We start from the raw sequence: 13,682 nt of genomic DNA on the forward strand, positions 1-13,682 counted from the left end.
CCTGAAGGCGCGCGCCCTCCGGCCCCCCGTGGGCGCCCACCCTCAGCTCTCCCGTGAAGGTCCACACGGCCGACACGGTGAGCGCGGACACCGTGACCTCCCGGGCAGCGGAGGCCTGTCCGTTCTTGTGGACGCGCAGGCGCAGGGTGTCCTCGTTCCACATGTAACTGGGCGGCACGTTCGGGTTGAGGAACGAGCCGTCCTGCTGGAAGTCCCCGATACTCGCCCACCTCCCGTCCGGCCACTGCGCTTCGAGGTAGGCGACTTCCGGTCCCCCTTCGGCGTTCACCCACAGCCTCCCCTCGAACGTCCACGCGGCCCACACCTCGCCGAGCGGGGGGCGCACCCTGATCTCCTGGTGGGGTGGGAAGGAGAGCCCGTCCCTGTGGACCCGCAGGCGCAGGGTGTCCTCGTTCCACATGTAACTGGGCGGAACACTCGGGTTGAGGAAGGAGCCGTCCCGCTGGAAGTCCCCGATACTCGCCCACCTCCCGTCCGGCCACTGCGCCTGGAGGCGCGCGCCCTCCGGCCCCCCGTGGGCGCTCACCCATACGCCGCCCTCGAACATCCAGGCGGGTGACACGGTGAGCGCGGGACGCACCGCGACCTCCTGTGTGCCGGAGGCCTGTCCGTTCCGGTAGGCGCGAAGGCGCAGGATGTCCTTCTTCACCATGTAGCTGGGAGGCACGTTCGGGTTGAGGAACGAGCCGTCCTGCTGGAAGTCCCCGATACTCGCCCACCTCCCGTCCGGCCACTGCGCCTGGAGTTGCGCACCCGCCGGTCCCCCGCGCGCGGTCGCCCACAGTTTCCCGTCGGAGGTCCACGTGGCCCACACTTCCTCGGTGCGGGGCCGCGTACTGTCCGGAGCCATCAAGCCACCACCTTTGCATGAAGGAACATCACGGCCTTGCGGAACTGCCGTTCCTCTGGTTTTGGAGCACACCGCCGATGACCATCACCGGAAACCCTCCGGTGCGACCCATCGGGAAAATCAAGGGAAAAAGCACGTGCGACAGAAGGAACGCCCAAAGGGCGGATGCCGCGCCCTTTCTTCAGTGGAACTCTCTGGGGGTCGAGCAGACGATAAACACGCCAATACGACAGAGCCGCCGATCTGCCCCGAAGCCTATCCCCACACTCGGATGCATTCAACAGAACGATCGAAATTTGATGCCCTGATGAACATGATTAACCCGTGTTTCCCCAGTGAATCGTGAGACTCCTGCGCCCCTCAGCGGAAAACAAACGCCCGCGTGCGCGGGGAGCATCTTTCTGACCTGGGCTTCCACTCTCCCAGTCAGTCCGAATCCGCACGCTGTTGAAATCAGACACGAGAAACTCACCGGCGCAGCAGGCCCTGCCGGTCCTGGTTCACATCGCCTGCGACCGCGTCTCGGCCGACCGCCCCTTCCACTCCGGTGTCTCCGCGCTTGCGCAGATATCCCGAACGTCCTCAGCGGCGCCTCGCATGCCGCAGTCGTGCCTGAACCGTTGGTCCCGATGAACGCGGCCATCGCCGGATCCAGGTGCGCCCGGCCCGAAACACGTGAAGTTCTCCGGCACGATCTTCTCGATGAACACGCGTTACGATCTGGAACAACGATGTCATGACCGGCGATACCGTGCCGATGGCGGTACCGGAACCGCGTGACCTTCGGAGCCGTACGGTCAAGAAGTCCTTCCGGTTGGCGGGGATCCAGGTCGACCCGCATCAGCCAGCGCCCGGGGCGGAGGGAGATCTCGTCGCAGCGGTCCGCGTCGCCGGTCGGGGGAATCCCGGAAGACTAGGCGATCACGGACGTGTGGTCGGACGAGGGCTACGGGGTGTGCGAGTCGAACAGGCCAGGCGCGGGACCCGTCTGGGGGCGGATTTCGCTCCTCGTGTGCTCCCCGGTGCGAGGTCCCGTACAGACCGAGCCCGATCTCCCGGGGCATGGTGCCGTCCCGCGACCCTGGCGGCCCGTCCCGGGCGCGTCGGCCACCCGCGTTGCGGTGCGAGGCACTCGTGTCAGCCCCGCGTCTCGACGTAGCGCTGCGCGACCTGGCATCGGAACGGATCGCCGTCGAGATAGATCTCGCGTGGCGCTCCGGACGGGCGACGCGTGTGGTGCGTTGCGGCATCGCGGACCACGTCGAACGCGCGCAGGATCGTGGGGAACTGGACCTCGCCGTACGGTACGTCGACGAACAGCTCAGATCCCGCGGGTTCGACGCCGTCCGCGCTCGATGCGCCGGTGACGGGCACGCGCACTTCGACGGGCCCGTCCGACTCCCAGCTCACCTCGCCGTGGTAGACGACGACAAGGGGCCGGGATCGGTCGACCGCCGCACCGGCCCGCTGCGCGAGCTCTGCTGCGACACGCTCGATGTGCAAGGGGAGGTCCGCGGCTGTCGTGCGAACAGCCCGCGAGACGAACGGCTGCGCCGGAACGTCGCGACTCGACACCGCTGGTGCGTCCTCCGCGCATGCCGGCCGATCCTCGAAGAGACCGCCCGCGAGGCTGTCGAGCAGCGCGACCGCGCGCTCGTGCGCACGCACCGCGTCGGTCCGGTACGCGGCAAGGAGCTCGCGTCGCTTGTCAGCGGTAGCGTCGAGGACCGCGCCGATGCGCTCGAGTGGCATGCCCACGCGGCGCAGCAACGCGATCGTGCGGGCACGCTCCGCTTGCGACGGGCGGTAGTAGCGGTACCCCGTGTACTCGTCGACGACACAGGGCATGAGGAGCCCGCGCCGTTCGTACAGGCGCAGCGCCTTCGGAGAGAGCCACGTGACGCGACTGAACTCGCCGATCGACAGCCTCGCGTCGGTCTCGCTCATTTCAGCAGGTACGCGACCTCGACGGCCCACTCGCTCCGATCCGGTTCGGACCGCGGATCCGTGAGGAACTGCTCGGTGCGCGCATGCCAGTGAATGCCGTCGGCCCGCTCGTCGATCGCGAGTTCCAGGCCCTGCACGCCCGCCCACTCCCACATGTCCCGGTGGGTCTGTGCGAGCACGTCCGGACCACCCTTCGGGCGCGCGATCAGGTAGCGGCCGGCCGGGATCACGCCGGTGTCGAACCCGTCGCCGATCTCCATGCGCGCCGGTACGGGAACGCAGACCGTGATGTCCATCGGGTCTGCGGCTGTCCGCAGGCGACGGTACTGGTAGATCGGCCCGCCCCGCGGAATCCCGCCCGCCGCGGCCAGCGCGCCGTAGATCTGCGGGACGTGCGCGTTCACGCGATCCCAGTCAGCGAGCCCGGCCGTTGTCGAAACGCCGACCCAGGGGCGCTCGGCCCGCTGCTCGACGGTGAATGCAGTCATCGTCCTCCTTGCGGTCGCCACTCGCATTTCGGGTGGGCCACAACCAGCAGACACCTTCCCCCTGGGACAAGGTCAACCCGAGCCGCCGGATGGTGCGAAACTACCTGCCTGGACTTCGCCACCAGTCCGTCCAGGTGACCTTCCACCCGGTGGGATGACTACCCGGATGTGAGGAAGCTCCAGGTCAGCGGGGGTGACCCAGGCGCGACCCGGGGCCGGTCCGTTCCGCCCGTCAGTAGCCCTCGAACCGGAAGGCCGTGGTGCGTTCGGGCTCGCGGTGGTCCGTCCAGCCGAGCCCGATCCTCGCGCCGGGCTCGAGGGCCCCGGGAGCGAAGCCGACGAACCGGTAGTGGGTGGGATCCACGGCGGTCACCTCGGTGAGGACGGCGCTGCCGACGTGCAGGGCGGGGCCCAGTGCTCTGCGGGGGATGGGGGCGTCTGTTTCCACCAGGAACTCCACCGCCTCCACGTCATCGGGCAGCGCGGACGGGAAGTGGCGGTGGCGAGGCGCTCGGTACCGGATCAGCCGTGCCTCGACGGCCAGCACATCGGGCAGTGCGGAGCCGGGGCGCGGGGCCGGAGACGGGTGGGAGGCTTCGGGGTCGTTCGTCACGTGGAGCTCTCCTCCGAGGGTTCCGAGATCCTCACGATCTGGAGGTCGTCCACGGCCAGCGGTGGCAGCTGGTGACGGTCGCAGCGGAAGAGGATGCCCCGGATCTTGTGGAGCAGGAGTCTGGGCTCGGCCGTCCGGAAGCAGTCGCTGCGGAACCGCAGTGTCGTGAGCATGGTCTTGGGCACGTCGGACCGGAAATGAGGACGGGGCACGCCGCCCACCGAGTCGGAGTCCACCCAGGCCGTGAGTCTGTCGGCGTCCTCCAACCCGAGCTGGAACCCCGCGGGCTCGGGCGGGAGGTAGCCCCGCATGACCTCGGCGACCCTCACCCAGATCTCGCAGCCGCGCAGGTCCATCGAGTCCAGTGACGACCGGAAGGTCGCGTCGATCTCGTGGGGTTCCATGACCATGCCGAGGCCGTGACCGAAGAACGTGTGGTTGTAGGCGTTGGGCGTGTGTCCGAAGGAGTACTCGTCGGCGGTCATCCCACCCCACTGCGCGGTCGGCTGACCCAGCGAGTTGAGGGTGACGGCGTTGCCCTCCTTGTGGTCGTCCACCGTGATGGCCCCCTGCCTGGCGAAGGACGGGTGGACCAGGTCCGAGCGCACTCCCGGCGGCCGCTGCCGCCCGTCGAGAAAGGCACCGGTGTCGTGTCCCAGCAGTGCGGAGCGGAAGAAGGCCGACCCGTAGACCTCGAGGACGCGTTCGTGCTCCTCGCGTGTGGCCACGGGGTCGACGATGACCGGATCGTCGTCCGGCCACCTGCGGTTGAAGCGGTTGTGGTTCATGTTGTGCACGTACAGCTGCGACTTGAAGGGGCCGGGCCGGGCCGCGTCGTAGAACTGGGCCCCGTTGTTGTTGACCACGTCGCCGTCCGCGGCCGGGAGGATGGTCATGAAGGCGTAGCCGTCCGGTGCGATCGTCGGCAGATCCGCGTAGGAGCGGTAATTGGTCGGGGCCAGCGCGAGGACCGCCCGGATGGTCACGCCGGCCAGGGGGAGGACAGTCGGCAGGGTGATCACCGCGTCCCCTCCTCTGGAATGGCCCATGAGACCGACCCGGCCGAAGTCGATGCGCTGGAAGAACCGCGACCCGGGGTCGACCATGAGCCCTTGGAAGTACAGGATGGAGTCGATGACCAGGTCGGCGCGGTCCTCGATGTCCTCGACGCCGCTGCTGCCCCCGAGGTTGAGATCACTGCTGTCGACGGAGACGGCGATGAAGCCCATCCGGGCCAGGCTTTCCTGGACATAGTCGTAGCCGAGGTGACTCGGGGTGAGGAAGTCGTAGTAGCCGTGGAGGAGGAAGACGATGGGGCACCGTCCCGTCGCGGCGAGGCGGCTGTTGAAGGGCTGCTCGGGCCCGTCGTCGTCCGCCGGATAGCGGACGCTCCCCCGCACCCGTCCTGGGTTGCCCGACGTCCCGGCCGGGAACTCGTAGTCGTCCGAACCGACCGGAAACAGGTTCAGCGCCGACGGGTCGTACGTGTAGGGAGGGTCCACACACGCCACCGTGGTCAGGCGCGCCAGGCGGCCCGGGCAGGTGGGCGGCAGTGACTGCACGACCGCCACGAGATCACCGGCGACGACCGCGCGGTCGAGTCCGATGGCCGAACCACTGCCCAGTCCGGCCTGGACACCGTTGACGTAGACCCTGATCTGGGCCCCCGGCGCCGCCTCCGCGATGGTCACCGCTCGGTCGCCGGCCTGGATCGGGCCGATCCGCGGCGCCGGCAGCTCGGAGCACGGCTGTACCTCGGTGGTGCCGGACGGGCTCGGCGGACTGCCGGCGCACAGCTGCTGTTCCGCCGAGAACACCTCTCCCGCGGTGACCGGAGGGCTGAGCGTCACGAACAGGGTGCCGCCCCAGCAGCCGCTGCTGGCGACCGGACTTCCGTCGCGGGTCAGGGTGACGAGGGCCCCGTTCGTGACACCGCTGATGGCCAGCCGTTCACCGCCCGAGTACAGGGGGCCGACGACGGGCGCCGGAAGGGCTGCGGGCGGCGGCTTGACGACCAGCGCGGCCGAGGGAGGGCTCTGGTCGTCGCAAAGCTCGTAATGAGCGCGCACACGCTGGTCCGACGTGTAGGCGGGTGAGACGTTGACGCCCTGTTTCGGAGCGCCGCAGCCGTCCGCTCGGCCGACCTCGACGCCGTCCGCGGTGATCCAGACGTTCCCGCCGCCCAGCAGATTGGTCACGCCCGTCCGGACGCCGCACTCGTACACCGGCTCGGGGTGGATCACCGGGCGCGGGAGCCCGGCAGGGTAGTCGGCGAGGTGCTCACGCGTCTGGACGGGGTGTGACCAGTCGCTCGTCCTGCCGTCGTGACGCTGGCGGACTCGAATCATCTGGCCGACTGTCAACTCGACGGGAAGGGGGAGGGTGACCCCGCCTGATTCGGGAAAACCGACCGGCTCATCCACCATGACGAAACCGTCGACCTCGACGTGGACCTCCGCACGGGGAAGGCAGCCGAACAGAGTGACCGCCTTGGCGCACTGGTACGGCTGCGCCAGGCCGGGCGTGGAGAGCAGGCGGGGATGGTCGGACAGTTCCAGCTCGTCGACGCTGACCACATGCTCATCCATCAGGGCCCCTTCCCGTCCGTGATGATACGTCACTCACCGTGACGCGGTCACGTAGGCGGGCTCATGCGGTCTCCTGATCCCTCCGCCGCTCTCGTCGGGGGACCGTCGTCGGCAGTGGCCGCGCCGGGCTGTCGCCTGATGGCATCGGCGTCCCGGCGGGCAGGGTCCACGCTGTGGTCCGCGGCCACCGCGTGATCTTCGTCTGTGCGCGCACCGACCGATGATCACGCGGTGGCCGTGCCCGTTCCCGGCCGGGTCCGCGGCACGACCGCGAGTTCTGACCGGGGTGTCAGGAGTAGAAGTAGAGGACGGAATTGCGAACGGAGCTGTTGTAGCAGATGGCAGAGGCGGTCCGTCCGATGCTGACGACCCTGCTGGTCGCAGACCCTCCGTCCCAGCATGACGCGGCGATTCCGTAGCGACCCGTGCCACTCGTGCACACGACGTTGATCGTCTGCCCGCGCGAGCCCGAAGTCCACCTCGTGCAGTCTTCAGGAGTCGCGAACGCGGGTGCGGCGGTCACCAGGGACAGCGCGGCCATGGTCGACGTGAGGACGGTCACGGTGAGGGCACGGCGGTGCCGCGCGGCGCGGCGGGCGATGCGCGTGGTGGTCATGTGGTGATCCTTTGGAGTAGGGGACGTACGCCTCGTTCGAGGGCACGCTGCGATCACGCAGTACCGGAGGACGCCGGACTGGCCGGTCGTCTGGAATGCGGAGGGGACCGGCCGGCCATCGGATGTCACACTTCGGACAGGCATCCGTCCGGCGGCAGGATCCTCCCAGGCGGACCATGGACAAACCTTGCGCGGATCTTGAACAGCGCCATTCCCGGTGTCCTCCGTCCGGAGCGAGAACAGGCGACCGAGCACCGGGGCCTGGGAATCCGGAGTCCCGGGGCACCCAGAAGCGGACGGTGTCGCCGCGACGGTCGAACCACAGGTCGGTGGAGTAGCCGGTGCCGTCACGGTCGAGGTCGTCCGACCGGATCCACTGCGGGTTGTCCGGCCCCTCGCCCCTGAGCGGTTCCTCGAACCACGAGGAGAAGCCATCGGCCGGCCCTCCGGAGACGAAGGCGTGGGCCGCAGTCAGCTCGTCCAGTGTGCCCGGCGACAGCCGGGCGAAGCCTGAGAACACCGACTCCGGCGACGGAAGGCCCCGATCGTCGTCGTCCCGGCTGCTCACCCGCGTGGCGTGGGTGAGCGGGCCCAGCAGCGGGAGTGCCCGCTCCCACGGTGCGCTGACGGTACGCCAGTCCCCGTCGGCCCCGTCCACCGCCTGACGCAGGGCCCACCAGGCGGGCAGGACCGCGAGCCCGGCCCCGACGATCCCGATCAGTCTCCGCCGCTCCACCGCGGTCCCCCTCATGCCTGACGTAGGGGGCACCCTCTCCGGGTCGACGACCTCACTCGGGAACCCAGGTGACCCCGGCTCGACAGACGCCCCAGTACCCACGCCCTTCACCCCGGACCGAGTGGCGGGAGGCGGTCCCAACACCGGTTCGGGCACTCGCCGGGGGCGAGTGCCCGAACCGTGGTCAAGACTCGGAACAGGTCCTAGTGGGCGACACCGCTGAGCTCGTTGGGCGCCTCGTCCAGGGTGACGGAGGCGGTGATCTCACCCGTCGCCAGGTCCACCGCGTGGATCTGCCGCGTCGCGGGGTCGCTCACGTAGGCGGTGGTGTCGCGGACGAAGAGCGCGGGCCGGGCGTCCTGCCACTCCAGCGGCTCCTCCCACGCGTCCGTCACCTCGATGCCGTCCACGACCTCGGCCGTCTCGGTGTCGATCACGTGCAGGATCCCGTCGGTGCCCAGGACCAGGGCCTCACCGTCGGGGCCGATCCCCAGGGAACGGAACGTGTAGCTGCTCGGCAAGTCCACCAGGGTCAGGTCGGCTTCCTCGGTGTCGAGGAGGGCGACCCGTTCGGGACGCTCCAGTTCGGCGTCGGGGTCGGTCTTGTAGTCGCCCAGGACGACGGGGGACTCCTCGGACCCCGCCTGGTTGCCGATGCGTCCGTACTCGTCAGGACTGTCGATCTTGGTGAGCTCGCCGTCCCTGTAGGTCAGGACACCGTCCTCACAGCCGATGACGACCGTCTCTCCCGCCGCGACGGTCTCCCCGTGGACGCCGGGGCACTCCTCGTTGCGGGTGATCTCCTCACGGTCGGCGTCCAGGACGGCCACGCCGACGCGCTCCTCCTCGTCGCCGAGGGTGACCAGGAGTTCTCCGTTGCTCAGCTCGACGGCCACACCGTGGTGGGGCTCCTCGGCCGTGTACTGTTCGGGCTCCTCCGGAAGGCCCTCGCCGAGGGCGTCGCTGTCCAGGAGGGTGACCTCGCCGCTGCCGTCGGCGAACAGGACGGTCCGACCCGCGTGGCGGACGACGTGGCCGGGGGCGTCGGCGGCGATCAGGTCGTCGGTCAGCACCCCCGCGGCGGCGTCCAGGAGCTGGAAGCCCTCCGACGTGGACACGAACAGGTGCCGGTCGTCACCGGCGGGGTTGATCCGGTTGAACCCCTCCAGCTCGATGTCCCGCTCGACCTCGAGGGTGTCGCCGTCCAGGACGTACAGGCCGCCGTCATAGGTGGTCACGAGCGGATTGTTGACGGAGACGGCCTCGTTGCCCTGGCCGTCCGCCTCGGTCGCGGCCTGTTCCTGTCCGGTGCCGCACGCGGTCAGCAGGAGTCCGGCCGACAGCAGAACGGGCAGCGCCGCGCCGACGGGGAGTCTGTGTGGTGTGCTCATGGGGGAGATTCCTTCGCTTTCTTTCGGTGGTGTTCGAGGGGACCGCGGCCATGGCGGCTCCTCGTGGTGTGGGGGCTTCTGAGCAGCCGGTTCAGGCGCCGTTCAGGCCGGAGGCGATGGCGTCGGTGTTGGAGCGCATCATCTCCAGGTAGGTGGACGCGCCCCCTCCCTCCTCGCTCAGCGACTCGGAGAACAGGGCGACGACCTCGATGTCCACTCCCGCCTCCTGCGCCATGACGGTGACGAGGCGGTCGGGTTGGGAGGAGTCGGCGAAGACGGCGTCGACGCCCGCTTCACGCACGGCGTCGGACAGGGAGCTCAGGTCCGAGGTGCTGGGTGAGGCCAGGGTGGTGCCGCTGGGGATCACTGCTCCGATGACCTCGAACCCGTAGCGGTCGGCGAGGTAGCCGAAGACGTGGTGGTTGGTGACCAGCTTGCGCCGCTGCTCGGGAATCGCCTCGAACTCCTGCGCCATCCACGCGTCGAGCTCCTCCAGTTCGGCGGTGTAGGCCTCGGCGTTGGCCCGGACGGCGTCGGCGTCCACGCCGTCGACGTTCTCGATGACCTGTTCGGTGATGAGGTCGACCGCGCGGACGACCCGCTGGGGGTCCGTCCAGAAGTGGGGGTCGGGCTCGCCCGCGCTCTCGTTGCCCCCCGCCTCCTCCCCGTCCTCGTGCCCGGCGTAGGGGAGGGGGTCGACCTCCGCGCCGACCTCCAGGACGGGCACCCCCGTCTCCTCCGCCGCCGTGACGTTGCGCAGCACGCCCTCTTCGAGGCCGAGGCCGTTGTAGACCACGAGTTCGGCGTTCTCCAGGGCGGCGGCCTCGGGCGCCGAGATCCCGAACGAGTGGGGGTCGGCGTCGGGCTTCATCAGAACCGTGACCTCGGCCTGGTCACCGACGACCTCCCGGGTCAGGTCGCCCAGGATGTTGGTCGTCACCACGATTCCCCCGCGCCCGTCGTCCCCGGGGGCGCACGCGGCCAGGCCCAGAGCGGCGGCGCAGGCGAGCGCGGTCACGATCGTCCTGGCGGGGGTTGATGCGTGTGCGTTCATGTCGGTCAACGTCCTGTCTCGACCATGTGGTGCGGTGTGATCCCCGTGTCGAAGGTCCGGGCCACGCGCAGGTCGTCGTTGTAGTCGATCTCGTGGACGACGCCGGCCCGGACGTCGTTGACGTAGGCGCGGCTGGTGTCCACCTGGATGACGGGGGCGTGCTCGCCGTCCGTCCCGGCCAGGAGTTCGGTCGAGGCGTTCGGCTCGCCCGTTTCCGGATCGAGGGAGTACAGGGTGCCCTCGGAGTCCAGGGCCAGGACGGAGGCGCCCTCGCCGACGGCCGACACCGCGACGGCGTCGGAGAGGTCCAACGGCGTCCACCCTCCCTCGGCGAGGTCGAGCAGCCAGGCGTCCCCCTCGGTCGAGACGGCGGCCAGGGCTCCGGCGCCGGGGCGGTGGTGGAACTCCTCGACCCGGCCGTCCGCGTCCTCGGGGTAGGCGATGATCTCGCTGGTGATCGCGTCGTCCTCCTCGGTGACGAGGAGGGCGCCCTCGTCGCAGCCGATCACCAGTCCCCGCCGTGTGAGGGCCTGGCCACGGGGCTCAGTGCAGTCGTCGCCGAGTGTCTCCAGGGCGGCGCCGTCCCGGTCGTGGACGCCGACCTCTCCCGGCGCGCCGTTCCCGGCCACCACGAGGTGTCCGGCGAAGGGGGCGGCCAGCTCGCCGCCGCCGGGTACGGCGACCTCGACGGAGCCGTCCTCCAGGGCGGACCGGTCCAGGACCGCGGTCGTCCCGCGGGGATCGGTGAGCGCGGTCAGGGCCGTGTCCGTGCCCACCTGTTCGGCGACCAGGTCCGCCACGGTTCCCACCGACCGGATCTCCGTCCGGTAGTAGTGGTTGTGGTCGCCGTGGTCGACGGTCCACGCACCGCTGTCCACGACATGTGTCGTCCTCTCATCCGATGACAGAAGGTAGGCGAACCGTCCGTCGGTGGTGACACCGTCCACGCTCCCCACGGGTTCCAGGTCGGTGACCTCCTCCGTGATGAGGTCGAGAATCTGGACCGCGCCGGTGTCCTCGTCGGCGATGACCAGGCGTGACTGGGGTTCGGCCGTTTCCTCCGCGCCCTCGACGTAGCCGTGCGGGACTCCTTCCTCCTGTTCCTCCTCCGGGGCTCGGGCGGCGGCGCCGGCACAGCCGGTCGCCAGGAGCACGGCGCCCAGGCCGATCGCGCCCAGGGTGTTGCGGACGTGGTGGTGCGGTCTCATGACGTCAGCGGCCTCTCCGGGAGTGGTGTTCGGTGCGGTGTGCCGGCGGTGTCCCCAGTGCTCTCGACCCCGTCGCGCCGGGTGCTGTGCGAGGTGAGCGCGGCCGCGATCGCCGAGACGAAGAAGAACCCCACGGCCACCGCCGCGATGGTGGCTCCGGCCGCCGTCTCCCAGTGCCAGGACACGAGCAGGCCGAGGAAGGTGGAGGCGCTGCCCAGCACGGCCGCGCCCGCCATGATCATCGGGATGCTCCGCGCCCACAGGGCGACGGCCGCCGGGGGAGCGATGAGCAGCCCGAACACCAGCAGGGTGCCGACGACGTGGAACGAGGCGACGACGGCCAGGGTGACCAGGCCGAGGAGCGCCCCGTGGGCCAGGCGGGGCGCGAGCCCCAGGGTGTGGGCCTTGCGGGAGTCGAAGGCCAGCGCGACGAAGGCGCGGTGCCCGGCGAAGGCCGTGGCCGCGGCCACGGCCAGGGCGATGCCGAGATGGACCAGGTCGCGCTCGCGCACGCCGAGGACGTCTCCGAAGAGGAACGCCGTGAGGTCCACCGCGAAGGACGCGGAGTGGGAGACGATGATCACGCCGACCGAGAGCATCCCGACGAAGAGCAGGCCGATGCCCGTGTCCTGCGAGAGCCGCGAGGACCTGCCCAGGGCGGTGACGCCCACGGCCATCGCCGCGGCGGCCAGTGCCGCGCCCAGGAAGAGGCTCTGGCCGAACAGCGAGGCCAGCGCCACTCCGGGCAGCATGCCGTGCGACATGGCGTCACCGAGGAAGGCCATGCCGCGCAGCACCACCCAGGTGCCTGCGATCGCGCAGATGAGCGAGACCAGGATCCCGCCCCACAGTGCCCGCTGGACGAAGACGACGCCGAACGGGTCGAACAGAGCTTCCATGATGCGACACATTACAACGATAACCATTATCGTTTTCACATCGGGGTCGTGATGGAGGAGCAGGTATGAGTCAGGTGAGGCTGGAAGGCGTCTACGCGGGATACGGGCGACGGGACGTCCTGTGCGCCGTCGACGCGGACATCCCCCACGGCATGGTCACGGCGCTGGTGGGCTCGAACGGCTCCGGAAAGTCCACCCTCCTGGGCGTTCTGGCGGGTACGGTCCGCCCGCGGCGGGGGTCCGTGGTCCTGGCCGGACAAGGGCGTCCGGCCTTCGTGGTGCAGCGCAGCGCGGTCTCCGACGCCTTGCCCGTCACCGTGCGCGAGGCGGTCTCGATGGGACGTTGGGCACACCGGGGCCTGTGGCGCCCGCTGACCCGGCACGATCGGGAGGTCGTCACGGCGTGCCTGGAACGGATGGAGGTCGCCGACCTGGCCGGTCGCCGGTTGGGGGAGCTCTCCGGAGGGCAGCGCCAACGCGTGCTGGTCGCCCAGGGGCTGGCGCAGGAGGCGGACCTGCTCCTGCTCGACGAGCCTTCGGCTGGCCTGGACCACCGGTCACAGCAGCGCATTCGCGCGACCTTGGAGGATCTCGGCGGGGAGGGGGTGACCGTCGTGCACGCCACCCACGATCCGGGCGAGACCTCGGCCGCCGACCACTGCCTCGTGCTGACCGCGGGCCGGATCGTGGCCTCCGGTCCGCCCGAGGACGTCGCACCGCTCTGGGACGGAGCGGGGGCGGGCGGGCCGTCGTCGGCGTGGGGAACACGCCACCGGTGAACCCGGCCCCAGGGGTTCCAGAGGGCGAGGGATCCAGGACATGTGCGGGGAACCGCGCTGGACGCCGACCGGCGCAGGAGTACGGGCCTGGGGTCTGGCGCCTGGCGCGCGCAAGCAGTCCGTTCTCATCCGGTGGCCACGGGTTCGCGTCAACGCGTGCCCCTGCCCGGAGACCGAGTCCGACGACTGGTCGGCGCACGGGAGTGACGGGAGGCGATCCGGGCACGTGCCCCCGAGGTCGGCTCAGCCCCTGACCGCCGCGATGACGAGCGCCTCGAGTTGTTCGGCCGTGCGGTCGAGGGGTTCTGTGCTGCGTTTGGCGCGGCACATCGCCACCGCGCCCTCGACCGCGGCGACGACGAGCGTCGCCAACCGGGCCGCTTCCTCCCGCTCGGCCCCGTGCTCGCGCAGCGAGGCTGCCAACAGGTCCTGCCAGGTGTCGAAGACCTCGGCCGCCGCCCTCAGGGCCGCGGGCCGCTCCTCGGTCTCGGG

The 13,682-nt window shown here is 70.1% G+C and carries 12 protein-coding genes; 1 reads left to right on the forward strand and 11 read right to left on the reverse strand.

What is annotated here, in order from left to right; all coding sequences use genetic code 11:
* The 10 genes from ACIBFB_RS20365 to aztB all read right to left on the reverse strand — a co-directional run.
* Positions 1–871, reverse strand: an 871-nt coding sequence (locus ACIBFB_RS20365) for a hypothetical protein (RefSeq protein ID WP_397232341.1), incomplete at its 3' end; no start/stop codon positions are given.
* 1,137 nt (positions 872–2,008) lie between these two features.
* Complete coding sequence (locus tag ACIBFB_RS20370) at positions 2,009–2,818, reverse strand: MerR family transcriptional regulator (protein ID WP_397232343.1); 810 nt, start codon at positions 2,816–2,818, stop codon at positions 2,009–2,011.
* Entirely contained in the window at positions 2,815–3,306 is a 492-nt protein-coding gene (locus ACIBFB_RS20375) for a GyrI-like domain-containing protein (RefSeq protein ID WP_397232345.1), read from the reverse strand. The genes ACIBFB_RS20370 and ACIBFB_RS20375 overlap by 4 nt, the downstream gene beginning before the upstream one ends.
* Before the next feature lie 232 nt (positions 3,307–3,538).
* A complete protein-coding gene (locus ACIBFB_RS20380) occupies positions 3,539–3,919 on the reverse strand; it encodes a hypothetical protein (RefSeq protein ID WP_397232347.1) in 381 nt (126 codons plus the stop codon).
* Entirely contained in the window at positions 3,916–6,507 is a 2,592-nt protein-coding gene (locus ACIBFB_RS20385; protein WP_397232349.1) for a hypothetical protein, read from the reverse strand. Before ACIBFB_RS20385 ends, ACIBFB_RS20380 begins: the two co-directional genes overlap by 4 nt.
* 289 nt (positions 6,508–6,796) lie before the next feature.
* Positions 6,797–7,123, reverse strand: a complete 327-nt coding sequence (locus ACIBFB_RS20390; protein WP_397232351.1) for a hypothetical protein — start codon at positions 7,121–7,123, stop codon at positions 6,797–6,799.
* A gap of 939 nt (positions 7,124–8,062) precedes the next feature.
* A complete protein-coding gene (aztD, locus tag ACIBFB_RS20395) occupies positions 8,063–9,250 on the reverse strand; it encodes a zinc metallochaperone AztD (protein WP_397232353.1) in 1,188 nt (395 codons plus the stop codon).
* A 91-nt stretch (positions 9,251–9,341) separates the two neighbouring features.
* Positions 9,342–10,304 carry a zinc ABC transporter substrate-binding protein AztC gene (gene aztC, locus ACIBFB_RS20400; RefSeq protein WP_397232355.1) on the reverse strand — a complete coding sequence of 321 codons (963 nt, stop codon included), beginning with the start codon at positions 10,302–10,304 and terminating at the stop codon, positions 9,342–9,344.
* 5 nt (positions 10,305–10,309) lie between these two features.
* Positions 10,310–11,512 (reverse strand): ABC transporter, encoded by a 1,203-nt coding sequence (locus ACIBFB_RS20405; RefSeq protein ID WP_397232357.1) that lies wholly within the window; start codon positions 11,510–11,512, stop codon positions 10,310–10,312.
* Positions 11,509–12,411, reverse strand: a complete 903-nt coding sequence (aztB, locus tag ACIBFB_RS20410; protein ID WP_397232359.1) for a zinc ABC transporter permease AztB — start codon at positions 12,409–12,411, stop codon at positions 11,509–11,511. Before aztB ends, ACIBFB_RS20405 begins: the two co-directional genes overlap by 4 nt.
* A 65-nt stretch (positions 12,412–12,476) precedes the next feature.
* Between aztB and aztA the strand changes: the two genes are divergently transcribed.
* Positions 12,477–13,190 carry a zinc ABC transporter ATP-binding protein AztA gene (aztA, locus tag ACIBFB_RS20415; protein WP_397232361.1) on the forward strand — a complete coding sequence of 238 codons (714 nt, stop codon included), beginning with the start codon at positions 12,477–12,479 and terminating at the stop codon, positions 13,188–13,190.
* A gap of 243 nt (positions 13,191–13,433) precedes the next feature.
* Here the strand turns inward: aztA and ACIBFB_RS20420 are convergent.
* The coding region (locus tag ACIBFB_RS20420; RefSeq protein WP_397232363.1) for a TetR family transcriptional regulator C-terminal domain-containing protein at positions 13,434–13,682 on the reverse strand (249 nt) is incomplete at its 5' end.

The sequence above is a fragment of the Nocardiopsis sp. NPDC050513 genome (assembly GCF_044457925.1).
Lineage (GTDB): Bacteria > Actinomycetota > Actinomycetes > Streptosporangiales > Streptosporangiaceae > Nocardiopsis.